This is a genomic window from Luteitalea sp. (genome assembly GCF_022842525.1).
Classification (GTDB): domain Bacteria; phylum Acidobacteriota; class Vicinamibacteria; order Vicinamibacterales; family Vicinamibacteraceae; genus Luteitalea.
Map to the genome: position 1 here is coordinate 1 of NZ_JALHPM010000091.1, position 26,549 is coordinate 26,549.

The following is a 26,549-nucleotide window of genomic DNA, read 5'->3' on the forward strand; positions in this document are numbered from 1 at the left end:
GGCGTCGCGATGGGCGCGGGGCCATCCGCGCCGCGGCCGTGGCGGGCGCCGGCGTCGCCGTCTTCGCCGCCGTCAGCTGGCGCGAGTTCGGGGAGTGGCTGCCGCCGTACTACCGGATGGGCGTGAGGGGTGGCGCGTTCTCGGCCGAGGCCCTGGCCGGTCTGCTCGTGAGCCCCTCGCGGGGCTGCCTGCTGTTCTCGCCCGTGCTGGTGGCCGTCTGGGCGGCCCGTCCCCTGGCCACCGCCTCGTGGCCCCTTCGCTCTCACTGGTGGCTGGTGGGCCTGGGGTGGCCCGTGCTGCTGGTGCTGGCGTTGTCGCGGTGGGAGATGTGGTGGGGCGGCGGCTGTTTCGGCCCGCGCCTGCTGACCGATGCGCTGCCGAGCCTGTTCCTGGTGACCCTGCGGGCCTGGCCCGTGACGCGGCCCCACGGCGCGACATGGATCGGCGCCGTGGTGCTCGCGGCGGCGGCCCTCGGCTCCACGTACATCCATGTGGTGCAGGGGCTGTTCAACCCGTGGACGCTCGAGTGGAACCGGGAACCGTCGATCGACACCGAGCCCTGGGCGCGCTTCACCTGGACCTATCCGCAGTTCCTGCACAGCGGCGCTCGGCACCGCGCCCGCATGGTCGACTACTTCGCCCGACACGTGCCCGATCGCCGTCTGCCGCCACTGCGCGCCGGCGACACGCTGGCGCCGGACGCGCCGGCGTTCGATCCGCTCGGCTTCGATCGGATGCGCGGTGAGGGGCGGTGGACGCTGCTGCCGGTGGCCGAACTGCTGTTCGAGCCCGCTGGCCAGATGCGTGCGCTGACGCTGACGTATGGCACCAACGGCCGGCAGGGGGTCCGCGTCGAGCTGAACGACGCGGTGCTGTTCGACGCGGTGGTGGAGGCCGAGGAGACGACGCTGACGGTCGCGCTGTCGGACGGGACGTTGCGGACGGGCATCAATCGCCTCCGCTTCATCGTCCCCGACGCGCGGCCCCGCAGGCGCGGGGATCCGCGCTCCTACGGGGTCGTCGTCAAGCAGGTGACGGTGCGCTGATCAGACCGCGGCGGACGCGATCTGGAAGAAGCCCTGCGGATCGAGGCTGGCCCCGCCGACCAGCGCGCCATCGACGTCGGGCTGCTGGAGGATGGCCCGCGCGTTGTCCGGCTTGACGCTGCCGCCGTACAGGATCTGGCACTTGTCGGCGGCCTCGGCGCCGAGCCACGCCCGCAGCCGCCCGCGGATGTGCGCGTGCGCCTCCTGGGCCTGCTCTGGCGTCGCGTTGCGGCCCGTGCCAATGGCCCAGACCGGCTCGTAGGCGATCACCATCTGGGCGAACTGGTCGGCCGACAGGCCGTCGAGGGCCGCCTTGAGCTGGGTGTCGAGCACCTCGAAGGTGCGGCCCGCCTCGCGCTCCTCGAGCGTCTCGCCGATGCACGCAATCGGGGCCAGCCCGGCGGCGTACGCCGCATGGATCTTCCGGCTGACATCGGCGTCGGTGTCACCGAAGACGCGGCGGCGCTCCGAGTGGCCCAGGATGACCAGCGCGGCGCCGGCTTCCTTCAGCATCGGGGCACTGATGGCGCCGGTGAAGGCCCCATCCTTTTCCCAGTAGCAGTCCTGGCCGGCCGTGGCGATGCCGGAGTTGCGCAGCGCGTCGGCCACGCCATGGATCGCCGTGAACGGCGGCGCAATCACCAGTTCCACCGCGGTCAGATCCTTCGCCAGCGCGCGGAACTCCTTCGCATAGGCGACGGCGTCGGCCACGCCCTTGAACATCTTCCAGTTACCAGCCACCAGGGGGACGCGCATGCTGAGCCTCTGTCAAAGGTCAAAAGGGCGAAAAGTGCGAACAGGGCGAAACGACACGACCGAAGGAGAAAGGAGAAAAGGGAAAAGGGCGAAGGGCGACGGTGGAGCCGTAGTCGGTGGCGGTGGTGGCCTTGGCGACTTCCCGCTTTGGTTCCTTCTACGACTTCCGTCTTTGGTGGTGTCGTTTTGCCCTGTTCGCCCTTTTTGCCCTTGTCTACTTTTCCGGGATGGCCGCCACGCCGGGGAGGGTGCGGCCTCCCAGGAACTCGAGGCTGGCGCCGCCACCCGTCGAGATGTGGCTGATCTTGTCGGTCACGCCGGCCTTGTGGACCGCCGAGATCGAGTCGCCGCCGCCGATGATCGTGATGCCGTCGACGCTGGCGACGGCCTGGGCGACGGTGTTGGTGCCGTTGGCGAAGGCCGGGATCTCGAACACGCCCATCGGGCCGTTCCACACCACCGTCTTCGCGCCGCGGATGATCTCGGCGTAGCGGGCGGCCGTCTTCGGGCCGATGTCCAGGCCCATGCGCGTCCCGATGGCCGGGTCGCCCACGGCCAGCGTCTCGGACGGCACGTCGGCCGACAAGGCCTCGGCGACGACGTGATCCTCCGGCAGGGCCAGCGTCAGGCCACGGGCGTCGGCCTGCGCCTTGAGGTCGCGCGCCGTCTCGACCAGGTCCGCCTCGACCAGGGACTTGCCGACGTCGAGTCCGGCGGCCTTGAGGAACGTGTAGGCCATCGCGCCCCCGATGACGAGGGCGTCGACCTTCGGCAGCAGGTTCTGGATGACCTCGAGCTTGTCGCTCACCTTGGCGCCGCCGAGCACGGCCACGAACGGGCGCTCCGGGTCGGTCAGCGCCTTGCCCATGTACGCCACTTCGTTGGCCATCAGCAGGCCCGCGGCCGCCTCGGGCACGAAGGCGACGATGCCCTCGGTCGAGGCGTGGGCACGGTGGGCCGATCCGAACGCGTCGTTGACGTAGACGTCGGTCAGTGCCGCCAGTTGCTTGGCGAAGGCCGGGTCGTTGGCCTCCTCCTCGGCGTGGTAGCGCAGGTTCTCCAGCAGCACCACACCGGGCGTCCCCGCCTTGGCCACGGCCTCGGCGGCCGCGGGCCCGACGCAGTCGGTCGCGAACACCACCGGCCGCCCGAGCAGCGCCGACAGCCGGTCAGCGACCGGCTGCAGCGTGAACTCGGGGTTCGGCTTGCCCTTGGGGCGGCCGAGGTGGGAGGCGAGGATGACCGTGGCGCCCTGGTCGAGCGCGTACTGGATCGTGGGCAGCGACGACTGGATGCGTGTGTCGTCGGTGATCTGCCCGTTCTTGATCGGCACGTTGAAGTCGACGCGGATGAACACGCGCCGGCCCTTCAGGTTCAGGTCGGTGATCGAACGCTTGGCCATGGCTGCTCGCGGATCCCTACAGGCCCTTGTCGGCCATGTAGTTGACGAGGTCGACGCAGCGGCTGCTGTAGCCCCACTCGTTGTCGTACCAGCTCAGCACCTTGACGAAATCGCCGTCCATGACCTTGGTGTAGGCCGAGTCGATGATCGAGCTGTTGGAGTTCTTGCGGAAGTCCACCGACACCAGCGGCGCGTCCTCGACGGCGAGGATGCCCTTGAGCGGACCGGCCGCGGCAGCCTTGAACGCCGCGTTGACCTCCTCGGCGGTCGTCTTCTTGCTGACGATCACCGCCAGGTCCACCACCGAGACGTTCGGCGTCGGCACGCGCATCGCGAAGCCATCGAGCTTGCCCTTGAGCTCCGGCAGCACTTCGCCCACGGCCTTGGCCGCACCGGTCGTCGTCGGGATCATCGACAGCGCGGCGGCACGGGCGCGGCGCAGGTCCTTGTGCGGCAGGTCGAGCAACTGCTGGTCGTTCGTGTAGGAGTGGATCGTCGTCATCCAGCCCTTCACCATCCCGAAGTTCTCGTGCAGCACCTTGGCGAACGGCGCGAGGCAGTTGGTGGTGCAGGAGGCGTTGGAGACGACCACGTGCTTGGCCGGGTCGTAGGCCTCGTGGTTGACGCCCATCACGAACGTCCCGTCGGGCCCGGTGGCCGGCGCCGTGATGATGACGCGCTTGGCCCCTGCCGCAATGTGCTTGGCCGCATCGTCGCGCTTCGTGAAGATGCCGGTGCCCTCGAACACGACGTCGACGCCAAGGTCGCCCCAGGGCAGCTGCGCCGGATCCCGCTGAGCCAGCACCTGGAACTTGTCGCCGTTCACGCTGATCCAGCCGTCACCCGACTCGACGGTCGCGTCGAGGTTGCCAAGGATGGAGTCGTACTTGAGCAGGTGCGCCAGGGTCTTGGTGTCGGTCAGGTCGTTCACCGCCACGAAGTCGAGCTTGCCGGTGCCCATCGCCGCGCGCATGATGTTGCGCCCGATGCGCCCGAAGCCGTTGATGCCAACCTTGATGCCCATGGAGAGTCCTCCCACGCGGTCCCCAGACCTGCGGATGATGACGACGAAGAAATGAGGTGGCCCGGGGCCCCGATCTGTGTACCTGGGGCCGGCCGGACGACACAACCGAGCATGGTATCGCACTGACGCGACGTCCGAGCGATCGGGTGTCCCGGCGGTTCGCTATACTCCCCAAGCCGCCTCGTCTCCGCCGGGCAGGATCCTGTGCCATGCCTTTCCTCTACAGCCTGCTTGCCGCGTGTGCCCTGGTGGCGCTGGCGCCGTGGCTGGCGTGGCAGGCCCTCCGGCACGGCAAGTACCGCCATCACTGGCAGGAGCGCCTCGGCACCCTGCCGCCGGACGTGGCCGGCACCGCCGGGCCGACGCTGTGGCTCCATGCCGTGTCGGTCGGCGAGGTCCTGAGCGCCGTCCCGCTCGTCGCCGCGCTCCGTCGCGACCACCCCGACTGGCGCATCGTCGTGTCGACCACCACCCGGACCGGCCGGGAGATGGCTCGGGCCCGGCTGACCGGCGCCGTCGGCGTCTTCTACTTCCCGCTCGACTTCGCGTGGATCGTCCGCCGCGTGCTGCGTCACGTGCGCCCGAGCCTGCTGGTCGTGGTCGAGACCGAGATCTGGCCGAACGTGCTGCGCCTCTGTCGGGACCAGGGCATCGGCGTGCTGCTCGTCAACGCGCGCATCTCGGATCGCAGCTATCCCCGGTATCGGTGGGTCCGTGGCCTGCTCGCGCCGGTGCTGGCCCGGTTCGACCGGCTGTGCGCGCAGTCGCAGACCACGGCCGACCGACTCCTGGCGCTCGGGGCGCCTGCCGATCGGATCGTCGTCACCGGCAGCCTGAAATACGACGTGCCGGCCGATCCCCCGCCAGGTGTGGCCGCGGTGGCGGCCTGCCTCGAGGGCGTGCCCGTGCTGCTGGCCGCGAGCACCCTCAAGGGGGAAGACGAGATCCTGATCGAGACCTTTCGCCAGCTCAGGACCTCCCTGCCGGAGGCGCGGCTGGTGCTCGCGCCGAGACACCCCGAGCGCTTCGACAGCGTCACCCTCCTCGCCGAGCGGACCGGCCTGCGCGTCGTGCGTCGCACCGCGCTGGAGGCCACCGCCGCGGCGCCGTTCGACATCCTCGTCCTCGACACGATCGGTGAACTCGCGGCGTTGTGCGCCCAGGCCACGGTCGTGTTCGTCGGCGGCAGCCTGGTGCCGGCCGGTGGGCACAACATCCTGGAGCCGGCCCGGTACGCCCGCCCGATCGTGGTGGGGCCGTCGATGTCGAACTTCGCGGAGATTGCCGGCGCCTTTCTCGACGCCGGCGCGCTGGTCCAGGTGTCCGATGCCGACGCCGCGCGGCGGGAACTCCTCGCCCTGTTCGCCGATCCCGCCCGGCGCCAGCGCCTCGGCGACGCGGCTCGCGGCGTGCTGGATCGCCATCGCGGCGCCGTCGAGCGGACGATGCGCGAGATTGCCGACGTGATGCAGGTCCAAGCCGGCGCGTTCCGTTCGGCCGATGCGGGAGTGACGCGATGAGCGAGGCGCAGGCCTGGACGTTTCCGATGCTGCGCGCCGCCGCGCGCCTCTATGGCCGGGGCGCCGACCTGCGGCGCGCGCTGCGTCGCACGCGGGCCCACCGGCTCGCGCGTCCCGTCGTCAGCGTCGGCAACATCGCCGTTGGTGGGCGCAACAAGACGCCCGTCGTCGCGGCCATCGCCCGCATGCTGCACGGCTGGGGTGAGCGTCCGTCGATTCTGAGCCGCGGGTATCGCCGCGAGCAGCCTGCACGCGACGTCGTCATCGTGCGGGATGCCGAGCACATGCGCGCCTCGCTCGCCGAGAGCGGCGACGAGCCGTTCATGCTGGCGCGCGAACTCCCGGGCTGCTGCGTCCTCGTCGACCCGCACCGCGCCCGCGCCGGCGCCCTCGCCGAGTCGACCCTGCAGTGCACCGTCCACATCCTCGACGATGGGTTCCAGCACGTGCAGCTCGCGCGCGACGTCAACCTCGTCCTGCTGACGCTCGACGACGTGCTGCATGGAGAGGTGCTGCCGGCGGGGCGCCTGCGTGAGCCGCTGCACGCGCTCGAGGATGCCGACGCCCTGCTGGCCGTCGACACGACGGTGAGCCGTCTGCGCATGGCGCTGGGACGGACACCGGATCTGCCCATCTTCGAGGCGCGTCGCCATCTCGGCCCGCCGCGTGCGCTGTCGGGCACGATGGATTTCTCGCGTCTCCATGAACAGCCGGTGCTGCTGGTGACGGCCGTGGCCGAGCCCACCCGCGTCGCCGACGACCTGCGCCAGGCCGGCTGGACGCTCGCCGATGTCGTGAGCTTTCGCGACCACCATCGCTACCGGGCCGACGACCTGCGCACGATCGCGGCACGGGCGCGCGGCGTGGGGGCCGCGGCGGTGATCACGACGGCCAAGGATGCCGTGAAGCTCGAACGCTATCTGCCCTTCGACCTGCCCGTCGCCGTCATTCCCCTCGAAGTCGTCATCGAGCCGGCCGACGAGTTCGGGTCGTGGCTGCGCGGACGGTTGTCACTCGATCCGGAGGGCGCGTGAGCGACACGCCACCCGAGGTGTCCCGACGGCACCGGATGGAGCACGCCGCCCTGCGCGCCGTGACGAGCCTGGTCCGTCGCCTGCCGCAGTCGTTCGCCACGTCGCTCGGGCACGGCATCGGCTGGATCGCCTATCGGGTGGACGCCAGGCACCGGGCCATCACGCTGGACAACCTGGCCGCGACCTTTCCGGAGCGATCCCTGCAGGAGCGGACCCGCATCGCGCGCGAGGTCTTCGCCCATTTCGGTCGCAAGCTCGTCGAGCTGCTCTGGTTCACCGGGCTGCCCCGCGAGCGCCAGCTGTCGCTGGTCGAGTTCGTCGGCGCCGAGCACATCGAGGCCGCGCAGCAGGCCGGCAAGGGCGCGCTGATCGTCACCGGGCATTTCGGTTTCTGGGAGCTGCACGCCCTCGCGCATGGCCTGCGCCTCGGGCCGATGGCCGTGGTGGCGCGCGCGCTCGACAACCCCCTGCTCGATCGCATGTTGATCGACCTGCGCAGCAGCACGGGGAACAGCGTCATCGATCGGAAGGGGGGGCTGCGGCGGATCATGCGGGCGCTGAACGCCAACCAGGCGGTCGCCGTCCTCATCGACCAGCACATCCTGACGGCCGATGCGGTGAAGGTCGATTTCCTCGGGCGCCCGGCCGCCACGACGTCGGCGGTGGCCGTGCTGGCGATGCGGACCGGTGCCGCCGTCATCCCGGCGTTCTCGCTGCCGCTCAACGACGGCCGGTATCGCCTGATCTACGAGAAGCCGCTGGCGCTGCCGTCCGAGGAGCATCCCGACGCCGTGCGCGATCTCACGCAGCGCTGCACCAAGGTGCTGGAGAAGTACGTCCGCGCTCATCCGGAGCGCTGGTTGTGGATGCACCGGCGCTGGCGCCAGGACGTCGAGACGACCGACTCGCCGTCGCTGGTCGTCGACGATTCACCTGGAGAGTCGGACTCGTGAACGCGCCTGCCCGGGTCGTGGTGCGCGGGCCGAACTGGCTCGGTGACCTGGTGATGGCAGCGCCGGCGATTCGCGGCATCGGCGATGCGTGGCCCGACGCGATCGTCCATGTCGCGGTGCCGGCGGCCTTCGCGCCGATGGTGCCCGTGCTGGACCCCCGTGCGACGGCCGTGGCTCTCGAGGGGCGCACAGGCGTGCGTGCGGTGCGTCGACATGCGGAGCAGATCCGCGCTGGCGGCTACGACCTGGGCGTGCTGTTCACCAACTCCTTCGCGTCGGCGCTGGCGATGCGCCAGGCGGGTGTGCCCGAGCGGTGGGGCTATCGCCGTGATGCGCGCGGGCTCATGCTGACGCGGGCCATCCGGGTCGCGGACGCCCCGCGCGCCTCGCGGCATCACGCCGACTACTACGCGGCGCTGGTCGAGGCCCTCGGCCTGCCGCGCCCGCCGCTCGAACTGCAGGCGCTGCTGCCGAAGGCCGCGCGCGACGCGGCCCTGACGCTGCTCGGGGACGGCGGCTGGGATGGGCGACAACCGTTGCTGGTGTGCGCGCCAGGCGCGGCCTATGGCACCGCCAAGCAGTGGCCACCCCGGCATGTCGCGGCGGTGGCCGCGGCGTGGATGGCCGACGGCGGCCTGGTGGCACTGGTCGGCGCCGGGGCCGACCGCGCCGCCTCCGATGCCGTGCTCGCGGGGGTGACGCCACCCGCGCGCGCCGCCGTGCTCGATCTCACGGGACGCACGTCACTGCTGGCGCTGGCCGGTGTGCTGGGCCTGGCCACGCGGGTGCTGGCCAACGACTCCGGCGCCATGCACGTGGCCGCCGCCCTCGGCACTCCGGTCGTGTCGGTGTTCGGCCCGACGCGGGAGTGGGCGACCGCGCCCCTGGGCCCGCACCGGATCCTCACTCACGAGGTGTGGTGCCGCCCGTGCATGCTGCGCGAGTGCCCCCTCGATCACCGCTGCATGACGGCGGTCGGCCCGGAGCGGGTCATCGCCGCGCTGCGGGAGTCGTGACGTCGACGGGTCGCGTGCGTCGATGTAAACAGGTGCGTCGATGTAAACATCGACGCCTACAGTCGATCTGCCGATGGAGACAGCCTCCAGGGTGACTCTGATTCACCGGGCAGCCGCGACGTGTGGCGGTGTGCGGCGGCCCCGCCGCCGACTGTAGCCGTCGACCTTCAGGTCGACGGATCGAGGGTCCATCAAGCATCGCCGCGCTCGTCCCTGCCGCCGACTGTAGCCGTCGACCTTCAGGTCGACGGACAGCTCTGGTCGATAGTCTCCAAGGCTACGGAGGACGAGTCAGGTCGACGGAGCGAGCCTCGGCGAATCTCGCGCAACCGTCGGTGGCACAGGTGACGCCGGTTGTCGGTCCGCATCTATCTGACCGCGTGCGTCGACGTCACCATCGGCTACGGCGGACGAGTCAGGCCAACCGGTGCCGAGTTGGCACGTCGCGTGCTTCAAGGGCTGACGTGCCATCGCGGCTGGAGGGCTGGGATTACGGAGCGCCCGGGGCGTACTTCATCACCGCGTGCACCTACCGTCGGCGACCGGTGTTTGGCGTGGTGGAGGGCGAGCGGGTGTTGCTGTCCGCTCTTGGGGCATTGACCGCTGCATGTGTGTCGCGCCTCAGCGACTCCGGCCGGCACGTCGCCCTGCAGGCGGCCGTCGTGATGCCCGACCACGTGCACCTGTTGATCGATCGAGACGGGACCGACGTCGGCGCGCCCACGGTGGACGACCTTGTGCGTGCCTTCAAGGCGCGAACCACGCATGGCGCGCGGCGGGCGGGTGTGCTGGCGCCAGGCGTGCCGCTCTGGCAGCGCGGCTTCTTCGATCGGATCGTGCGCTCGGCGCAGGAGCGCACGGCCCTGGTGGCCTATATCGAGACGAATCCCTGGCGATGGACGTTGCGGCGCGGCGGGGTGTCCTGAGTGTCGCGATCACCATCCGCGTCGCCATCACCATCTGCGTCGATGTAAACATCGACGCCTACAGTCGATCTGCCGACGGAAAGAGCCTTCAGTCTGACCGTGATCACCCCTGCAGCTGCGACGTGTGGCGATGTTGGACGGCCCTGCCGCCGACTGTAGCCGTCGACCTTCAGGTCGACGGACTGGTCCGTCCGACACCTCACCCCTGCGGGCGCACCGGGGCGGGCATCACCAGGCTCAGGGCGAGGGCGGCCAGCGCCGTCAGGCTCGAGCCGATGAAGGCGTACCAGGTCCAGGCGATGGGCGTGGCGGTCCACACGTAGGTGAGGACGGCCAGGCCGACGATCATCCCGCCGAGCATCGCGCTCGCGCTGACCCGCGTGGTGGCAAAACCGACGAGGAACGCGCCGAGCACGGGGCCGGCCGTGAGCGACAGGATCGACAGCCCGGCGTCGAGCACCGAGCGATCCATCCACTGGCACGCAAGCGCCACGACCAACTGCACGAGGCCCCAGCCCAGCGTGGCCCGGTACGACACGCGCATGATCGTCTGTTCGTCGGCCGTCTCGTTGACGTAGCGCAGATAGAAGTCGTTGACCGTGGTCGCGGCCATGGCGTTGATCGACGGCGACAGCGCGGCGGCGACGATGGCGGCGACGATGAAGCCGGCGACGCCGCTCGGCAGGGTGTCGATGACGAAGCGGGGCAGGATTTCGTCCGGGCGGCCCAGCACCGGCAGGGGCACCTGCTGGTAGTACGTGAAGAGCATGACGCCGATGACCAGGAAGAGCCCGAACTGCAGCAGCACGAGCACGCCGCTGAGGATCAGGCCGCGGCCGGCGTCGCGGGCCGACGGGGCCGAGAGCAGGCGCTGCACGAGGAACTGGTCGGTGCCGTGCGTGGCCAGCGTCAGCGCCACGCCGCCGATCAGGCCGGCCCAGAACGTGTAGATCTTCGTCGGGTCGAACGAGAAGTCGAAGACCGCGAACTTGTCGGCCGCCGTGCCGGCCGCCACCACGGCGCCCCACCCGCCGTCGATGCCGTAGAGCAGCGCGAAGAAGATGATGATCGCGCCGGCCAGGTACACGAACATCTGGACGACGTCGGTCCAGATGACGGCGGCCGACCCGCCGTACATCGTGTAGACGATCATGGCCGTGCCGAGCAGCACGACGGTGTAGGGCACGGGGATGCCGGTGACCACCGCGATGACCAGCGCCGTCGTGAACAGGCGGATGCCATCGGCCAGCGACCGGGTCAGCAGGAAGATCGCCGCGCCCGCCGAGCGGACCGCCGGCCCGAAGCGCCACTCCAGCAACTGGTACGACGTCATCAGGTCGCCGCGGAAGTACGCCGGCAGGAACACCGCACTGACGATGACCCGGCCGATGACGTAGCCCAGCGGCAACTGGAGGAACGCCATGTTGCCCGTGAACGCCGCCGCGGGCACGCCGATGAAGGTGATGGTGCTGGTCTCGGTGGCGACGATCGTGAAGCAGATCGCCCACCACGGCACCGAGTGGCCCGTGAGGAAATAGTCCTTGCTCGAGCGCTGGAATCGGGCGAAGTACGTACCGAAAGCCGTCAAGGCCAGCACGTAGCCGGCGATCACCGCGTAATCGAGCCAGTTCAGGGCCATGGAGTCGGGTCAGGGTATACCATCCTCCTCGTGACTGCCCTCGCTCCCGCGGTGTTCCTCGACCGCGACGGCACCCTCATCGAGGAGGCCGGGTACCTCGACAGCCTCCATCGCCTCGTCTTCTTTCCGGCCACCGTCGACGCCCTGCGGCTGCTGGCCCGGGCCGGCTACCGCCTGGTGGTGATCACCAACCAGAGTGGCATCGCGCTCGGGTTGTTCGACGAGCCGTTCGTGCACGAGACGCACGCGGCGCTGGACGCCCGACTGACCACCGCCGGCGCCCGCATCGACGGCTGGTACTTCTGTCCCCATCACCCGGCCGGGCACGTGCCCGCGCTCACGATGACCTGCGACTGTCGCAAGCCGGCACCGGCGCTGGCGCATCGCGCCGCGGCCGACCTCGGCATCGACCTGTCCCGTTCGTGGATGGTCGGCGACCGCTGGGGCGACGTGCAGCTGGCCGGCGCCGCCGGGATGGCCGGCGGGGTGCTCGTCCGCACGGGCTACGGCCGCAGCGCCGAGGCGCGTCCGGTTCCGGGCGTGACCCCGGCCTTCGTGGCCGAGGACCTCATCGACGCCGCGAGCTGGATCCTGCGGCAGGCCCGGTAAGCATGCACGCACCCTTGCTCGACGTGCTCACGGCGCTGGCGGGTCGGCGCACCGTGGTGATCGGCGACATCGCCGCCGACGAGTTCCTCTACGGGCGCGTCGCGCGGGTGTCGCGCGAGGCCCCCGTCCTCATCCTCGAATACGACACCACCGAGATCGTGCCCGGGGGCGCCGGCAATGCCGCCAACAACGTCGCCGCCCTCGGCGGCCGGACGTCCCTCTTCGGGTGCGTTGGTCGCGATGACCAGGGCGCGAGGCTGATCGCGGCGCTCGACGCGGCGGGCGTCGACGCCCGTGGGGTCGTGCGCCTGGCCGGGCACACGACCACGACCAAGACGCGCGTGCTCGCCGGTGGTATCCATTCGGCCAAGCAACAGGTCGTGCGGATCGACCGCAAGGGCGACGTCGCCTCGGCCCGGGCCGTGCACACCGCGTGGGGCCGTCGCCTCGACACGGCGCTGCGGACCTGCGATGCGGTGCTCATCTCCGACTACGGCGGCGGCGTGGTGACCCCGACGCTCGTCCGCCACGTCCGGCAGACGCTGCGGGCCCGCAAGGGGCGCCCGGTGCCCATCCTCGTCGACTCGCGCTACGACCTCGGCCGGTACCAGGGGCTGACGGCGTCGACCCCCAACGAATCCGAGGTCGAAGCCCTGCTCGGCGTGCGGATAGACGACGACCGGAAGGTGCTGGAGCGGGCGGGCCGGACGCTGCTCGAGCAGACGAACATGCGCGCCGTGCTCGTCACGCGGGGCAGTCGCGGGATGGCGCTGTTCGAGATCGATCGTCCCACCGTGCACATCCCGATCTACGGGTCCGACGAAATCGCCGATGTGACCGGCGCCGGCGACACCGTCATCGCCACCGTCACCCAGGCCCTGGCCTCGGGCGCCTCGATGGAGGCGGCGGCGCGGCTGGCCAACTACGCCGGTGGCCTCGTGGTCATGAAGCGCGGCACGGCGACCGTCTCTGGCGAGGAACTGCGCCTCGCCATCGAAGGGGACCAGCGGTGATCGTCTCCCGCGAAGCGCTGCTGGCGCGCGTGGCCGAGCACCGGGCGCAGGGCCAGTCGATCGCGCTTGCCAATGGCGTGTTCGATCTGCTGCACGTCGGGCACCTGCGGTACCTGCAGGGCGCGGCTGAGGAAGCCGACATCCTCGTCGTCGCGGTCAATGATGATGCCGTGGTGCGGCGCTTGAAGGGGGAGGGGCGTCCGATCGTCGGTGAGGCAGCGCGAGCGGAACTGGTCGCGGCGCTGCGCGGCGTGGACTACGTGGTGCTGTTCGGCGATCTCACGGTGGGCCCGCTGCTCGACGTTCTGCGTCCCGACGTGCACTGCAAGGGCACCGACTACACCGTCGAGACCGTGCCCGAACGCGCCATCGTCGAGGCGTACGGCGGACGGACGGCCATCGTCGGTGACCCCAAGGATCATTCCACGCGCGACATCGTCGCGGCCATCGAGGGCGGTTCCGGGCGCCCGGCGGGTTCGCCCGCATGAGCGCCGAGTCGTTCGTCCTCGTGCGGCTCGGCGCGCTCGGGGACATCGTGCACGCCATTCCGGTGGTCGCCGCGCTGCGTGAGGCGTGGCCCGCGGCGCGGATCGGATGGATCGCGCATCCACGGTTCGCGCCGCTGCTGCACCTGGTGGACGGCCTCGACCACGTGCATGCGCTCGAGCGACGCACGGGGGCGATGGCCATCCGCGACGTGCGACGGCAGCGCTACGACGTGTGCATCGACCTGCAGGGACTGTTGAAGTCGGCGGCGGTGGCGCGCCTGAGCGGCGCGCGGCGGGTCCTCGGGTTCTCGCGGTCGCTGCTGCGCGAGTCTGCCGCGGCGCTGGCCTACTCGCAGACCGGCGGTGACGGCGCCGGACACGTCATCGACAAGAACCTGTCGCTGCTGTCGCTGCTCGGCCTGCACACGCGCGCCCGGCGCTTTCCGCTGCGGATTCCGACGACGCCCGTGGTCGCGTGCACGAGGGAGGTGCTGCGGGCCGGGGCAGAGGAGCCGTTCGTGCTGATGAACCCGGGCGCGGCCTGGCCGAACAAGCGCTGGCCGGCCGAGCGCTTCGGCGCCGTGGCCCGTCGCCTGCGCGAGCAGACGGGGATGCGGAGCGTCGTGTTGTGGGGGCCGGACGAAGCGACGCTGGCCGCGGCGGTGGCGCGGTCGTCGGGCGAGGCGGCGTGCATGGCGCCGCAGACGACCCTGGTGGAGATGCTGGCCCTGGCGGCGGCGGCGCGGGTGGTGGTGTCGGGCGACACCGGTCCGCTGCACCTCGCCGCGGCCGTGGGCACCCCCATTGTCGGCCTTTACGGGCCGACGCCCCCGGGACGGAACGGCCCCTGGGAGGCGCGGGATCGGGTCGTGTCGGCCCACGAGGCGTGTGCGTGTGTGTTCAAGCGGCAGTGCACGGCGCCGGCCTGGTGCCTGGAGCGCGTGACGGCGGAGCAGGTGACCGCGGCCGTCATCGACCGTCTGGAGGCGGCGTGATGCGCCGGGTGTCCGTGGCGGCGCCGGCATCGCCCCGCGCCGGGCTGGCGCGGTGGCGGGTCCCCCTGGGCTTTGCCGCCGCCGGCCTCGTCCTGTGGCTGGCGCAGCCGACGCCGGCGAGCCTCCGGATTGGCCTGCCCATCGCGGTGCTCGGGCAACTGCTGCGCGTGTGGGCGGCGGGGCACCTCGAGAAGAGTCGCGAGGTCACGACGTCGGGGCCGTATCGCGTCACCCGCCATCCGCTGTACCTGGGCTCGTCGATCATGGGCATCGGCCTGGCGCTGGCGGCGCACCACTGGTTGGTGGCGCTGCTGATCGCGGCCTACCTCGGGGCCACGCTCTGGCTGGCGATCCGCACCGAGGAGGCGTATCTCCGGGCGACGTTCGGCGATACCTACGATCGGTACGCCGGGGGCGCCCTGCCCTCGGTGGCGCGCCAGTTCAGTCTGGCCCGGGCGATCCGGAACAAGGAGTACCGGGCGCCGGTGGGGCTGATGCTCGTCAGCCTGTTCCTCTGGCTCCGAAGCCAGTAGCCCGCAGCACGGACCGTCCCGAGGCGCGCAACCTCGTGCGGACGCCCAGCGTCTGAGGCCGAGGGGCGGATCGTGTCCCATGCGCACATTCCGCAGTTCGCTTTAGTCCGCAAAGCAAAAGGATAGGCCTTCGGGTTCCTTGACATTCGGTCGAGGCAGGCCCATTCTGGCGGGCATTCCGGTTGAGGTGCGCCCTTCGTTGGGAGGCCGCACCCGCTTTCAATCCTCGTGAACGCGCCCCAGGGGCGGGGTTGACGGGGTTTTTGCAGTTCTGAGTGCAGGAGGTGGATAGTGAGGCGTTCTCTCTCCAGGCTCACCATGAGCCTGCTAGCGGCGTTTGCGTTGTGTGCAGCCCCCGAGCCGGTCAGTGCCCAGACGGGTACGGCGACGCTGTCGGGCGTGGTTACCGACGATCAGAAGAGCACCGTGCCTGGCGCGACGGTCACCCTCACGAGCGCGACGACGGGCGCGACGCGTGAGGCGGTCTCGAACGAGAACGGGTCCTACCAGTTCATCGCCGTGCCGCCGGGCGTCTATACGGTCAAGGCCTCGCTGACGGGGTTCAAGACCAGCGTCATCGACAAGGTGCAGCTCAACACCGACTCGTCCCAGCGGCTCGACGTCGCCCTGGCCGTCGGCGGCATCGAGGAGAGCGTGCAGGTGCTGGCCGAAGCGCCGGCCATCAACACCACCGACGCCAGCCTCGGCAACGTGATCAAGGAAGCGCAGATCATGGGGCTGCCGCTCGAAGCGCGCAACCCGGTCGGCCTGCTCTCGCTGCAGACCGGCGTGGTGTACATCCCGCGCAACAATGCCGAGACGACGGTCGATCCGCGCTATGGCTCGGTGAGCGGCGCGCGTGCCGACCAGAGCAACGTCACCCTCGACGGCATCGACGTCAACGACGGCCAGAACCAGAACGCCTTCACCTCGGTGCTGCGCCTGACGCTCGACTCGGTGCAGGAGTTCCGCGTCACCACCAGCTCGTACGGCGCCGACGGCGGCCGCTCGTCCGGCCCGCAGGTCTCGCTGGTCACCAAGAGCGGCACCAACAACATCCGCGGCGCCGGCTACTACGTCAATCGCGACACGCAGTTCTCGTCCAACGAGTACTTCAACAAGCTCTCGCAGCTGAAGGCCGGCAACGAAAGCACGCCGCCGCTGCTCAACAAGAACATCTACGGCGGGTCGGTGGGTGGCCCGATCCTCAAGGACCGGCTGTTCTACTTCGGGAACTTCGAGGGGCTGCGCGAGAAGCGCGAGTCGGTCGTCGAGCGCGCGGTGCCGTCGGCGGCGATGCGTGACGGCGTGCTGACCTATCGCTGCGCCGTGCCGGCGGCCTGTCCCGGCGGTCCGGTGCAGGGCTTCACCTCGACGCACAACATCCCGGCGGGGTCCTACGGGATGAACCCGGCCGAGTTCCGCCGCATCGACCCGGCCGGCATCGGCGCCAGCGCGCTGGCCTCGGAGTACTGGAAGCAGTATCCGCTGCCGAACTTCGACGGTCGTGACGCGGCCAACATCATGGGCTACCGCTTCACCTCGCCCATCGACAACGAGTTCAACACCATCATCGCCCGCGGCGACTACAAGATCACCGGCGCGCAGTCGTTGTTCACGCGCTTCAACTCGCAGAGCGACGCCATCGTCGGCACGCAGCAGTTCCCGGGGCTGGCGCCGAACACGACGCGCGAGGTCAAGAACTGGGGCTTTGCCACCGGCCACGACTGGGTGCTCGGCTCGAACATGGTCAACACGTTCCGCGCCGGGTACACCAAGATCGACGATGCGACCATTGGCCTGCAGACGCAGAGCGCGACGATCTTCCGCTTCATGGACAACTTCGACGCGCTGACGTCGACCAACGGCCGTGAACTCGGTACCTGGAACATCACCAACGACTTCTCGTGGATCAAGGGCAACCACACGCTGAAGGTCGGCACCAACCTGCGCTTCCTGCGCAACGACACCTTCACCAATGCAAGCTCGTTCTTCGGCGGCACGGCCAATGGGTCGTGGGTGACCGGCGTCGGCCGTCGCTACATGCCGGGCGGCGTCTGCCCGGCACCGGCCGACTGCTCGGGGCTGCCGGCGGTGGCCACCGCAGGGCAGGCCACCTACGCCGACAGCTTCATCAACATGCTCGGTGCCATCACGCAGACGACGGCGCGCTACAACTACACCATCGATGGCCAGGTCATCCCGGAGGGGCAGCCGTTGCCGCGTCTGTACGTGGCCAACGAGTACGAGTTCTACGTCCAGGACCAGTGGCGCGTCAGCGACAACTTCACCCTCACCGGTGGTCTGCGCTACAGCCTCTTCCCGCCGGTGTACGAGGGCCGCGGCCAGCAGGTCGTGCCCAACGTCAACATGGGTGACTGGGTGGCGCGTCGCGAGGCCAACATGCAGGCGGGCATCCCGTCGAGCCAGGACGCGCTGATCTCGTTCGTCCCGGGCGGCAAGGCCAACGACGCGCCCGAGTGGTACAAGTACGACAAGAACAACTTCGCGCCCCGCGTCAGCTTCGCCTGGACGCTGAATCCGAAGACGTCGATCCGCGGCGGCTACTTCCTGGTCTACGACCGCATCGGCTCGGGCCTGGCGACGCAGTTCAACAACGTCGGGTCGTTCGGTCTGGCCACCGTGCTGAGCAGCCCGGTCAACACCAACAACGAGACCAATCCGGCCATTCGCTTCCGGGGCATCAACGTCATTCCTGCGACGTACCCGGCCGCCCCGCCGGCGACGTTCCCGGCCACGCCGCCGACCCGCTCGGGCACGATCACCTCGGCGATCGACCAGAACCTCGACACGCCGTACTCGCACGCCTACAACCTGACGTTCAGCCGTGACCTCGGCCGCAACTACTCGGTCGACGTCGCCTACGTCGGTCGGCAGGGCCGCAACCTGCTGATCCGTCGCGATGCGGCCATGCCGTCGAACCTGGTCGACCCGCGGTCCGGTGTCGACTACTTCACGGCCGCCAACGAGATGATCACGCAGGCGCGTGCCGTCGGCGCTGCCAACGTGGCGCCGATCCCCTACTGGGAGAACATGTTCCCGGGCGCGGCCACCGCGACCCAGACGGCCACGCAGGCGATGGCGGCGGCGTTCATGTCCAACGGACCCGACTGGATCACCGCCCTCTGGGAGGCCGACCAGTTCTGCTTCCCGGCCTGCGCCAGCACCGGGCGCTTCTCGTTCTTCAACCAGCAGTACGACTCGCTGGCGGTCCAGAGCTCGCTGGCGCGTTCGGGCTACAACTCGATGCAGCTGTCGCTGCGCCGGCGGCTGTCGGACGGCTACCAGTTCGACTTCAATTACACGTTCGCCGTCGCCAAGGACCACGGCTCGTCGGTCGAGCGCGGTGCGTCGTTCGGCAACTTCGCCGCTGGCGGCTACTCGGGCTTCCTCGTCAACTCGTGGGACCCGGATCAGCAGTACTCGTTCGCCGACTTCGACGTCCGTCACCAGATCAACGTCAACGCGCTGTACGAACTGCCGTTCGGCCAGGGCAAGAAGTGGGGCGCCAACGCCAATGGCTTCGTGAACGCCCTCATCGGCGACTGGTCGCTGGCCGGCATCTACCGCCAGACGAGCGGCTTCCCGTTCAACGTCTACAACTGCCGCTCGTGCTGGGCGACCAACTGGAACATCCAGGGCAACGCGGTCCTCGCCGACCCGAACCGCCTGCCGCCGCAGGCGACGACGCCCAACGCTGTGGGTGGTCAGCCGAGCCCGTGGGAGAACGCCACCGAGGCGCTCTCGTTCTTCCAGCGCGCGACGCCCGGCCAGTCGGGTACCCGCAACCTGTTCCGCGGCGACGGCTACTTCGGCATCGACGCCAGCATCGGCAAGACCTTCCGCATGCCGTTCGGCCACCGGCTGATGTTCCGCTGGGACGTGTTCAACCTCACCAACAGCGTGCGGTTCGACACGGCCACGCTCGACATGTTCCCAGATATCGCTGCCACGTTCGGCCGCTACAACGGCACGCTCGCCGGCTGCGACGGCGCGGCCAACCGCTGCATGCAGTTGAACCTCCGTTACGAGTTCTAGTCGAACGTCGGCCCTGGGCCATCGGCCTTCGGCCTTCGTCAGGACACCGGACGGGAAGGACCCCAGGCCGGTCGCTCGCACTCGCGGGCGCCCGGCCTTCGTCGTGCTGGGGAGGGGGGAGAGCGCCCGTCGACCTAAAGGTCGACGGCTACAGTCGTCAGCGGAGCCGTCGCGCACCGCCACGCGTCGTCGCTGCAGTGCCCTCTGACTGGAGGCTCTCTCCATCGTCAGGACGACTGTAGGCGTCGATGTTTACATCGACGCGAACGCTCAGATCGACGCGCGGCGTGCGCGATCGCAGGCAACGAACTGGAAGGGGACCGTCGACCTGAAGGTCGACGGCTACGGCCGTCAGCGGAGCCGTCGCGCACCGCCACACGTCGTCACTGCAGGGCGACACCGTGCCGTCAGACTGGAGGCTCTCTCCATCGTCAGATCGACTGTAGGCGTCGACCTTCAGGTCGACGCATGATGAAACGAAATCTTGCGGGAGTGGCGGGGTCGACGGGGCTCGAACCCGCGGCCTCCGGCGTGACAGGCCGGCGCTCTAACCGACTGAGCTACGACCCCGCAATGTGTGGTGTTCGTGTCGCTGGACTGCGCTGACCTGCCGCGCGCGTGAGGCGGGGCTTGCCAGCCTCCGCGACCACGTGCCCCCAGCGCCAAGGCTGGTGGGCGGTACAGGACTCGAACCTGTGACAGCCGGTGTGTAAGACCGGTGCTCTACCAACTGAGCTAACCGCCCTCTCCATCCAGCCGTGCCGGCGCTCGAGACCGCCCAGGCTGCAGCAGGTCGAACGCCCGTCGGCGCGCTACGTGCTCGCGACAACCCACCGAGTATACACGGCCCCGCCGGCGGGTCGTCAAGCACCGCGTCAGCGCCTGCGGCCGCGTCGGCGGCGCGGGACCACGACGCGGTTCCACCACATCAGGAACCCCGTACAGAACAGCACGGCCGGCGCGAGGCCCAGCACGGCCCAGATCGCGTGCACTACCGGGCCGCCGAAGTGTCCGCTGTGCAGCGGCGGCAACCAGGCGACGAGGGTGTCGCCCCAGGTGCGGGCCTGGCTGCCGTGTCGCACTTCCAGCGTCTCGCCCGAGTACCGGTCCACGAACGTCATCGTCGACTGACGCGGACCCGCGTCGGCGTGTGCACTCGAGACGAGGAGATACGGCGAGGTGGGCCCCCCGGGGAGATCCACCCGCAGCGCGGTGTCCGCCGGATTGGCCTGTCGCACGCGGGCGATGACCGTGTCGAGGCTGACCACGGGCGACCCGTCGTCCGCGGCGCGGCTGCGCGGCGCGGCGGCCCGCGTGACCGGCGAGACGCGCGAGATCAGGTCGCGGGTGATCTGCGGCCAGGTGAAGTACGCGCCCGTGAGCGAGAGGACCAGCACCGGCACCAGCAGCCAGGCGCCGAGCGCGTGGTGCAGGTCGAACACCACACGCTTCCAGCCCGCCCGCCAGTCGACGCGCAGGGCCCGCCCCACGCCAGCCCGACCCGGCCACCAGATCACGATCCCGGTCACCGACAGCAGCACCAGCAGCAGCGCCCCGATCCCGTTGGCCACGCGTCCGGGCCTGCCGGAGAAGAAGTTGGAGTGCAGGCGATCCAGCCAGCCCAGCACGGCGCCGCGGCCATGCACGGGGGCCGAGACGGCCCCGGTCACCGGATGCACGAAGGCGACCTGATACTGCGACTGCTCGAGGAGGCCGACGACGTGGGCCCGGTGCGGTGCGGCGGCCACCTGGACGTTCAGGAGCGGCCGCCCTGGCAGTGCCGCCGCGACGCGCGCGACGGCCTCGGCAGGCGTCACGACCACGCGGCCCTCGACCATCTCGAGCGGGACCGCACGCAGGTCACGATGGGTCCACTCCCCGAGAACAGGCGAGTAGACTAGGAGCGAGCCGCTCACGCTGATGGCCAGGGCGTACAGGCCGAGCGCGAGTCCCGTCCACAGGTGGACCTGGAACAGGGCACGGCGCACCCATGAGGTGCGTCGCGCGGCTGCAGGCGCAGGCGCTGGCAACGGCATCTGCGAGGGACTCTATCAGCAGCGCCCGCCTTCCGCATGTCTCGGGCGCATGAAAGATACGTGATGCTTCCGACCATCATCCAGGGCGGCATGGGTGTCGCCATTTCCGACTGGCATCTCGCACGTGCCGCCTCGAAGGCGGGTGCGCTCGGCGTCGTGTCGGGCACCGCGCTCGATCAAGTGCTCGTCCGACGACTCCAGGACGGTGACCCGGGCGGCCACATGCGTCAGGCCCTCGACGCCTTTCCCGTGCCGGCGGTGGCCGAGCGTGTCTGGCAGCAGTACTACATCGAGGGCGGCAAGGACGAGAAGCAGTCCTACGCGAAGCTGCCGATGCACACCCGCGAGGGCACGCCCGAGTTGCGTGCGCTGTGCGTCGTGGCCAACTTCGTCGAGGTGTGGCTGGCGCGGCAGGAGCACGACAACCCGGTCGGCATCAACTTCCTCGAGAAGATCCAGTTCCCGCACCTCGTGTCGATCTACGGGGCCCTGCTGGCGGGGGTCGACTACATCCTGATGGGCGCGGGCATCCCGCTGAAGATTCCTGGCGCCATCGACGCGCTCGCGGCCAATCAACCCGCCACGTATCCGCTGGCCGTCATCGGCAGCATGCCCGGCGACGACACGCTGATTCGCTTCGACCCGGCCGAGATCATGGGCGACCGGCGGCCGTCGCTGAAGCGCCCGGGTTTCTTCGCCATCGTGGGATCGTCGACGCTGGCGCTGACGCTGCTGCGCAAGGCCAATGGCGTGGTCAACGGCTTCATCATCGAGGGGCCCACGGCGGGCGGACACAACGCGCCACCCCGCGGCAAGCTGCAACTGACGCCCGAGGGCGAACCCATCTACGGCGAGCGCGATCGCGTCGACCTCGCCGCGTTCCGCGAGTTCGGCGTGCCGTTCTGGCTGGCGGGCGGCTACGGCACGCGCGACGGCCTGCTGGCGGCCCAGGCCGAGGGCGCGACCGGCATCCAGATGGGCACCGCCTTCGCGCTCTGCGACGACTCGGGCCTGCGGCCGGACTACCGCTCCGCCCTGCTGACGTACGTCAAGGAGGCCGTCACCCGCGTCAAGACGGATCCACTCGCGTCACCGACCGGTTTCCCGTTCAAGGTCGCCAATCTGCCGGGCACCGTCGCCCTCGAGGAGATCTACACCTCGCGCCCGCGCATCTGCGATCTCGGCTACCTGCGCGAGTCGTACCGCGAAGAGGACGGCACCATCGGGTATCGATGTGCCGCCGAACCCGTGTCGCTGTTCCTCGACAAGGGTGGCGAACAGGCCGACACCGTCGGGCGCAAGTGCATCTGCAACGCGCTGATGGCGACGGCCGGCTTCCCGCAGATTCGCGCCGGCAAGCACGTCGAGGCCGGCATCGTCACGTCGGGCGACGCGTTGCTCGAAGTGGGGCAGTTCCTGGCGCCGGATGCCGAGGGCTACAGCGCCGCCGACGTCGTCAGGACGATGCTGGGAACGTAGCGGGCGGACGCCTCGGCGAGGCGTCCCTCGCGCGACCGCGGGACGAGTCCCGCGGTTACCGGTCGCCCAGCATCGCGTGCAGTTTCTGGACGGTGGCCCAGTTGCGCGTGGTGATGTGTGTGCCGAGGCCGACGCTGACGGCCTCGAAGGCGGGGCTCTCGAGCACGCTGGCCGGACACCAGACGTAGGCGGCGCGCGTGCCGATCGAGACCGCCTCCGGCGTCCAGTCGCGCGACGCCAGGGCGCGCACGGCCTCCAGACGGCCCGGGTCCTGCAGGAAGGTGACCATCAGCCGCGACGGGTTGTCGGCCTGGGTCAGCGTCTGCTCCCGCACCACGAGATTCAGGTCCTCGGCCGCCAGCACGACGACGTGCACCGCGAACCCGGCGCGTGCTTCGATGGCCGCTTCGAGCCGCGTCGCCACGCGCGCCGCCGTGGTGTGCGTGCCATCGAAGACCACGTTGCCGCTGTTGAGCAGCGTGCGTGCGCCGGTGAATCCGGCCTCCTCGACCAGTGCCCGCAGGTCGGCCATGGCCAGGCGCTTCGCCTTGCCGACGTTGATGCCGCGCAGCAAGCCGACCCAGGTGCTCACGTCAACAATCCCTCGATGAGCGAGATGTCCACGGGCTTGACCAGGTGGTGCTGAAAGCCGGCGTCACTGGTGCGGCGACGGTCGGACTCCTGCCCGTACCCGGTGATGGCGATCAGCCGGATGTCCTCCAGGCCCGGCAGGGCCCGCAGGCGGCTGGCGAGTTCGTAGCCATCCATCACCGGCAGGCCGAGATCGAGCAGGGCCGTCTGGGGCTGGAACTCCTCGCAGGCACGCAGGGCTTCCACGCCGTCGTGCGCCACGCGCGTCTGGTGTCCACGCGACGCGAGCACGTGCGCCAGCATGTCGGCGGCGTCCTCGTTGTCGTCCACGATGAGCACGCGCTGGGCGTGCGGCAGCGGCAGGCTCGGGACCTCGGTGGTGCGGGACCGCAGGGGCTGTTCGTGGCGGGCCAGGATCGGCGCCCGCGGCACCCACACGGCGAACTCGCTGCCGCAGCCGATGCCGTCGCTGTGGGCCTCGACGCGGCCGCCATGACGTTCGACGAGGTTGCGCACGATGGCGAGGCCGAGGCCCAGACCACCCTCGGCGCGGTTGCTGGCCTGCCGCCCCTGCACGAACAGATCGAAGACCGTCGGCAGCATCTCTGGCGCGATGCCGATGCCCGTGTCGCGCACGCGCACCTCGACGAAATCGCCGTCGCGCCCGGCCGTCACCGTGATGGCGCCCCCGTGCGGGGTATAGCGGGCCGCATTGGTCAGCAGGTTCGCCACGACCTGACTGAGCCGCGCCGGGTCCACCAGGATCGGCAGGCCGGCGCGCGGCACGTCGATCGTCAGCGTGTGCGTGCGCGCCTCGAGCAGGGGGCTCGCGATCTCGATGGCCCTGGCGATGACCTCGGCCGTCTCCACCGGCGCGAGCTTCAGTTCGACCTGTCCGCGCGTGATGCGCGAGACGTCGAGCAGGTCGTCCACGAGGCGTGTCAGGTGGCGGACCTGCCGCTCGATGACGATGCGCTCGCGGTCCGACCCCGTGTCGCCCCGCAGTCGCATCAGCTGCAGGCCGGTCAGGATCGGCGCCAGCGGGTTCCTGAGTTCGTGGCCGAGCATCGCCATGAATTCGTCCTTGGCGCGGTTGGCGGCCTCGGCGGCCTCGGACAACTGGGCCAGTCGGCGGTTCTGCTGTTCGGCCTCGAGTCGCGCCAGGCGCTCACGGGCCAGCAGTGCGGCGCGTTCTTCCTCGACGCGCGAACGCTGGATGGACTCCCAGCAGCGACTCGCCACCTGCTGGACCAGGGCGACTTCGTGCGAGTGCCAGGCCCGGGGCTGCGCGCAGTGCACCGCCATGCCGGCTTCCAGTCGCCCGCCCTTCAGGATGGGCGCGGCGATGAAGGCCCGAATCGAGGCCGAGGCGTAGGTGTCGCTCTCCTCGCTGGTGAGGCGGCCGTCGGCCTGGGTGTCGTCCACGGTCACCACCGCGCCGGTCTCCAGGAGGCGAGCGACGTGTGCTCCGACGCTCGAGAGACGATGGCGACCCACCAGGCTGTGGATGCCGTGCACGTAGTTGCCGGTGACGGCCAGGGCACCGTCGCCATCCACGGTGGCGTAGGCGCAGCGGTCGGCTCCCAGGTGTTCGCCGAGCATGCGCGCGGCGGTCGACGTGATGTCCTCGGCCGCCGTCAGGCCCCGCACCGCATCGTCGAGGTGGACGAGCAGGCGGTCGTGGCTGACGTCCTGCACCACACCCTGCATGCCGATCGGCGCCCCGGTGGCGTCGTAGCGCGGCCGGCCGCGGGCCGAGATCCAGCGCTCGCGCCCGTGCCGCATGATGCGGTACTCCATGGCGTAGTCGCCGTGCGTCTCGACGGCGACCTCGACGGCCAGGCGGGCACGGTCCCGGTCGTCCGGGTGGATGCGTTCGCGGACCTCCGCCCAGGTCATGGCGCAGGTCGGATCGACGCCGAAGATCTCGGCGGCGCGTGCCGAGTAGGTAATCAGATCCGTCCGCGTATCCCAGCTCCAGTCGCCGAGTCGCGCCACGGCCATCGCCAGATGCAGCCGCTCGGCGTCGGCATCGGCGGCCGCGCGGGCCGCGTCGAGGGCGGCCTCGGCCTCCTTGCGTTCGGTGATGTCGATGCCGAGCCCATAGAGCCAGAGGGGGGTGCCGTCCTTCTCGTACACGGCGCGCCCGCGTCCGTCCATCCAGCGCCAGCGCCCCTCGCCGTGGCGGAAGCGGAACTCGACCACGTAGTCCGTGTCCGTGCGGATGGCTTCGGCGACGGCGGCCTCGACGTGCGGGCGATCCTCGGAATGGACGAATTCGAAGAAGCCGGCCTCGGTGCCCTCGAAGCCGCCGGGCGGCAAGCCGAAGAGCTCCTCGAGTTCGCGGCTCCACCAGACCACGTTGGTGGAGAGGTTGCGTGACCATGCGCCCATGCGTCCGCCGCGCATGGCCAGCGCCAGGACGTCCCGGCTCTCGCGCAGGGCCTGCATCGCCTCGCGCCGACGCAGGCCGTCATCGGCGCGGCGACGCTCGGTCACGTCGAGCGAGAGGATGGTCACCCCGCCATCCCAGGGCCGCAGGCGGTGCTCCACCCAGCGCTCGGGGTGCGGGATGTGGGTCTCGCAGGTGACGGGCTGGCCCGTGGCCAGGGCCGCCTGCACGTGCGGCAGCAACTGGCCGAGCAACGGCTCGGGCAGCACCTCGCGCAGCGTGCGTCCGAGGGCCTCCTGGCGCGACAGACCCAGCAGCCGTTCGGCCGCGTCGTTGATGAAGCCGTACCGCAGGTGCGGGTCGAGGGCGACGAGACCTTCGCCGATGGTCGAGACGAGACGTTCGAGCATAGGCAGGGCAGGGGGATCTTACGGCACCCACGGTCGTGACGTACCATGCGGACAGCATGGCCGCCATCTACCCGCTGATTCTCTCCCTTCACGGTCTGACCCGCTGGATCGTCCTGTTCGGCGCCCTGTGGCTCCTTCTGGCTGCCGCGACGTCCCTCGGCCGCACCAGCTCTGCCGAGACGTCGCCGGTCCGCGGGCCCTGGCGCGTCTACATGGGCGGGCTGCACCTCCAGTTCCTGCTGGGGGTCGTGCTCCTGTTCATCAGCCCGCTGGCGCTCGCCTCGTGGGCCGACATGGGCACGGCCATGAAAGTCCGTCCGATGCGCTTCTTCATCGTCGAGCACACCACGATGATGATCGTGGCGCTCGTCGTGGCGCAGATGGGCGCCGTGCGTGCGCGCAAGGCCATCGACGCGGCCCGCGCGGCCCGCACCTCGCTGATCTTCGGGGGCGTCTCGCTGCTGATCATCCTGGCCGCGATTCCCTGGCCGTTCATGGGCGAGGTCGCCCGCCCCTGGTTCCGATCCTGGTGAGCGTGCGACGCATCGTGCGGGCCGGCGTCCTCGCCGCCCTCGTGGTGGCGGGCCTCGGCGTGCCGGCCGGCGCGCAGCCGGCCGCGCGCCTTCGG

The 26,549-nt window shown here is 70.2% G+C and carries 20 protein-coding genes, 2 tRNA genes and 1 pseudogene; 14 read left to right on the forward strand and 9 right to left on the reverse strand.

Annotated elements, in window-relative coordinates; genetic code table 11:
• Window positions 1–1,046 (forward strand): annotated as a pseudogene (locus Q0C41_RS17680) (hypothetical protein); the annotation flags it as partial.
• On the opposite strand, the gene tpiA reads toward Q0C41_RS17680, so the two are convergent.
• The 3 genes from tpiA to gap form a co-directional block, all read right to left on the reverse strand.
• Window positions 1,047–1,802 carry a triose-phosphate isomerase gene (gene tpiA / locus Q0C41_RS17685; RefSeq protein ID WP_291985827.1) on the reverse strand — a complete coding sequence of 252 codons (756 nt, stop codon included), beginning with the start codon at window positions 1,800–1,802 and terminating at the stop codon, window positions 1,047–1,049.
• 214 nt (window positions 1,803–2,016) lie between these two features.
• Window positions 2,017–3,204 carry a phosphoglycerate kinase gene (locus Q0C41_RS17690; RefSeq protein WP_291985829.1) on the reverse strand — a complete coding sequence of 396 codons (1,188 nt, stop codon included), beginning with the start codon at window positions 3,202–3,204 and terminating at the stop codon, window positions 2,017–2,019.
• A 16-nt stretch (window positions 3,205–3,220) separates the two neighbouring features.
• The gene (gene gap, locus Q0C41_RS17695; protein WP_291985832.1) at window positions 3,221–4,228 is read right to left on the reverse strand and encodes a type I glyceraldehyde-3-phosphate dehydrogenase; all 1,008 of its coding nucleotides are present in this window, start codon (window positions 4,226–4,228) and stop codon (window positions 3,221–3,223) included.
• A 209-nt stretch (window positions 4,229–4,437) separates the two neighbouring features.
• Here gap and Q0C41_RS17700 point away from each other — a divergent pair, with 209 nt between their 5' ends.
• The 5 genes from Q0C41_RS17700 (at window position 4,438) to Q0C41_RS17720 (ending at window position 9,677) form a co-directional block, all read left to right on the forward strand.
• Window positions 4,438–5,748, forward strand: coding sequence for a 3-deoxy-D-manno-octulosonic acid transferase (locus Q0C41_RS17700; RefSeq protein WP_291985834.1), 1,311 nt, complete (start codon window positions 4,438–4,440; stop codon window positions 5,746–5,748).
• A complete protein-coding gene (gene lpxK, locus Q0C41_RS17705) occupies window positions 5,745–6,782 on the forward strand; it encodes a tetraacyldisaccharide 4'-kinase (RefSeq protein ID WP_291985836.1) in 1,038 nt (345 codons plus the stop codon). Before Q0C41_RS17700 ends, lpxK begins: the two co-directional genes overlap by 4 nt.
• Window positions 6,779–7,735 carry a lysophospholipid acyltransferase family protein gene (locus Q0C41_RS17710; protein ID WP_291985838.1) on the forward strand — a complete coding sequence of 319 codons (957 nt, stop codon included), beginning with the start codon at window positions 6,779–6,781 and terminating at the stop codon, window positions 7,733–7,735. The genes lpxK and Q0C41_RS17710 overlap by 4 nt, the downstream gene beginning before the upstream one ends.
• Window positions 7,732–8,751, forward strand: a complete 1,020-nt coding sequence (gene waaF, locus Q0C41_RS17715; RefSeq protein WP_291985840.1) for a lipopolysaccharide heptosyltransferase II — start codon at window positions 7,732–7,734, stop codon at window positions 8,749–8,751. Before Q0C41_RS17710 ends, waaF begins: the two co-directional genes overlap by 4 nt.
• Before the next feature lie 464 nt (window positions 8,752–9,215).
• On the forward strand, window positions 9,216–9,677 hold the full coding sequence (locus tag Q0C41_RS17720) for a transposase (RefSeq protein ID WP_291985842.1): 462 nt from the start codon (window positions 9,216–9,218) through the stop codon (window positions 9,675–9,677).
• Window positions 9,678–9,876: 199 nt separating this feature from the next.
• Here Q0C41_RS17720 and Q0C41_RS17725 read toward each other — a convergent pair whose 3' ends face one another.
• Complete coding sequence (locus Q0C41_RS17725; protein WP_291985844.1) at window positions 9,877–11,316, reverse strand: sodium:solute symporter; 1,440 nt, start codon at window positions 11,314–11,316, stop codon at window positions 9,877–9,879.
• Window positions 11,317–11,346: 30 nt separating this feature from the next.
• Between Q0C41_RS17725 and Q0C41_RS17730 the strand changes: the two genes are divergently transcribed.
• The 6 genes from Q0C41_RS17730 to Q0C41_RS17755 all read left to right on the forward strand — a co-directional run bounded on the left by Q0C41_RS17730 (window position 11,347) and on the right by Q0C41_RS17755 (window position 19,013).
• Window positions 11,347–11,925, forward strand: a complete 579-nt coding sequence (locus tag Q0C41_RS17730; RefSeq protein WP_291985846.1) for an HAD-IIIA family hydrolase — start codon at window positions 11,347–11,349, stop codon at window positions 11,923–11,925.
• Window positions 11,926–11,927: 2 nt separating this feature from the next.
• Entirely contained in the window at window positions 11,928–12,938 is a 1,011-nt protein-coding gene (locus Q0C41_RS17735) for a bifunctional heptose 7-phosphate kinase/heptose 1-phosphate adenyltransferase (RefSeq protein ID WP_291985848.1), read from the forward strand.
• On the forward strand, window positions 12,935–13,426 hold the full coding sequence (locus tag Q0C41_RS17740; protein WP_291985851.1) for an adenylyltransferase/cytidyltransferase family protein: 492 nt from the start codon (window positions 12,935–12,937) through the stop codon (window positions 13,424–13,426). Before Q0C41_RS17735 ends, Q0C41_RS17740 begins: the two co-directional genes overlap by 4 nt.
• A complete protein-coding gene (locus tag Q0C41_RS17745; protein ID WP_291985853.1) occupies window positions 13,423–14,421 on the forward strand; it encodes a glycosyltransferase family 9 protein in 999 nt (332 codons plus the stop codon). The genes Q0C41_RS17740 and Q0C41_RS17745 overlap by 4 nt, the downstream gene beginning before the upstream one ends.
• Entirely contained in the window at window positions 14,421–14,954 is a 534-nt protein-coding gene (locus Q0C41_RS17750; protein WP_291985855.1) for an isoprenylcysteine carboxylmethyltransferase family protein, read from the forward strand. Before Q0C41_RS17745 ends, Q0C41_RS17750 begins: the two co-directional genes overlap by 1 nt.
• Before the next feature lie 318 nt (window positions 14,955–15,272).
• Complete coding sequence (locus Q0C41_RS17755; RefSeq protein ID WP_291985856.1) at window positions 15,273–19,013, forward strand: carboxypeptidase-like regulatory domain-containing protein; 3,741 nt, start codon at window positions 15,273–15,275, stop codon at window positions 19,011–19,013.
• Window positions 19,014–19,506: 493 nt separating this feature from the next.
• Here the strand turns inward: Q0C41_RS17755 and Q0C41_RS17760 are convergent.
• From Q0C41_RS17760 to Q0C41_RS17770, 3 genes are all read right to left on the reverse strand, one after another.
• Window positions 19,507–19,583: transfer RNA gene (locus tag Q0C41_RS17760), tRNA-Asp, on the reverse strand.
• A gap of 99 nt (window positions 19,584–19,682) precedes the next feature.
• Window positions 19,683–19,758 (reverse strand) — tRNA-Val (locus Q0C41_RS17765).
• A 130-nt stretch (window positions 19,759–19,888) separates the two neighbouring features.
• Window positions 19,889–21,049, reverse strand: coding sequence for a PepSY domain-containing protein (locus tag Q0C41_RS17770; protein ID WP_291985858.1), 1,161 nt, complete (start codon window positions 21,047–21,049; stop codon window positions 19,889–19,891).
• 63 nt (window positions 21,050–21,112) lie between these two features.
• On the opposite strand from Q0C41_RS17770, the gene Q0C41_RS17775 reads away from it, so the two are divergent.
• Window positions 21,113–22,528 (forward strand): nitronate monooxygenase, encoded by a 1,416-nt coding sequence (locus tag Q0C41_RS17775; RefSeq protein WP_291985860.1) that lies wholly within the window; start codon window positions 21,113–21,115, stop codon window positions 22,526–22,528.
• A gap of 55 nt (window positions 22,529–22,583) precedes the next feature.
• Here Q0C41_RS17775 and Q0C41_RS17780 read toward each other — a convergent pair whose 3' ends face one another.
• Together Q0C41_RS17780 and Q0C41_RS17785 are read right to left on the reverse strand one after the other, a co-directional pair.
• Window positions 22,584–23,120 (reverse strand): DUF1697 domain-containing protein, encoded by a 537-nt coding sequence (locus Q0C41_RS17780; protein ID WP_291985862.1) that lies wholly within the window; start codon window positions 23,118–23,120, stop codon window positions 22,584–22,586.
• On the reverse strand, window positions 23,117–25,921 hold the full coding sequence (locus tag Q0C41_RS17785; protein WP_291985864.1) for a PAS domain-containing protein: 2,805 nt from the start codon (window positions 25,919–25,921) through the stop codon (window positions 23,117–23,119). Before Q0C41_RS17785 ends, Q0C41_RS17780 begins: the two co-directional genes overlap by 4 nt.
• Before the next feature lie 35 nt (window positions 25,922–25,956).
• Between Q0C41_RS17785 and Q0C41_RS17790 the strand changes: the two genes are divergently transcribed.
• A complete protein-coding gene (locus Q0C41_RS17790; protein WP_291985866.1) occupies window positions 25,957–26,454 on the forward strand; it encodes a hypothetical protein in 498 nt (165 codons plus the stop codon).
• Window positions 26,455–26,549: the final 95 nt, after the last annotated feature.

Bases quoted from the DNA above. Each gene is read 5' to 3' on its own strand.
- Q0C41_RS17770 (WP_291985858.1), bottom strand. From the start codon at position 21,049: ATGCCGTTGCCAGCGCCTGCGCCTGCAGCCGCGCGACGCACCTCATGG.
- lpxK (WP_291985836.1), top strand. From the start codon at position 5,745: ATGAGCGAGGCGCAGGCCTGGACGTTTCCGATGCTGCGCGCCGCCGCG.
- tpiA (WP_291985827.1), bottom strand. From the start codon at position 1,802: ATGCGCGTCCCCCTGGTGGCTGGTAACTGGAAGATGTTCAAGGGCGTG.
- Q0C41_RS17750 (WP_291985855.1), top strand. From the start codon at position 14,421: ATGCGCCGGGTGTCCGTGGCGGCGCCGGCATCGCCCCGCGCCGGGCTG.
- Q0C41_RS17725 (WP_291985844.1), bottom strand. From the start codon at position 11,316: ATGGCCCTGAACTGGCTCGATTACGCGGTGATCGCCGGCTACGTGCTG.
- gap (WP_291985832.1), bottom strand. From the start codon at position 4,228: ATGGGCATCAAGGTTGGCATCAACGGCTTCGGGCGCATCGGGCGCAAC.
- Q0C41_RS17775 (WP_291985860.1), top strand. From the start codon at position 21,113: ATGCTTCCGACCATCATCCAGGGCGGCATGGGTGTCGCCATTTCCGAC.
- Q0C41_RS17700 (WP_291985834.1), top strand. From the start codon at position 4,438: ATGCCTTTCCTCTACAGCCTGCTTGCCGCGTGTGCCCTGGTGGCGCTG.
- Q0C41_RS17785 (WP_291985864.1), bottom strand. From the start codon at position 25,921: ATGCTCGAACGTCTCGTCTCGACCATCGGCGAAGGTCTCGTCGCCCTC.
- Q0C41_RS17735 (WP_291985848.1), top strand. From the start codon at position 11,928: ATGCACGCACCCTTGCTCGACGTGCTCACGGCGCTGGCGGGTCGGCGC.
- Q0C41_RS17745 (WP_291985853.1), top strand. From the start codon at position 13,423: ATGAGCGCCGAGTCGTTCGTCCTCGTGCGGCTCGGCGCGCTCGGGGAC.
- Q0C41_RS17690 (WP_291985829.1), bottom strand. From the start codon at position 3,204: ATGGCCAAGCGTTCGATCACCGACCTGAACCTGAAGGGCCGGCGCGTG.
- Q0C41_RS17755 (WP_291985856.1), top strand. From the start codon at position 15,273: ATGAGCCTGCTAGCGGCGTTTGCGTTGTGTGCAGCCCCCGAGCCGGTC.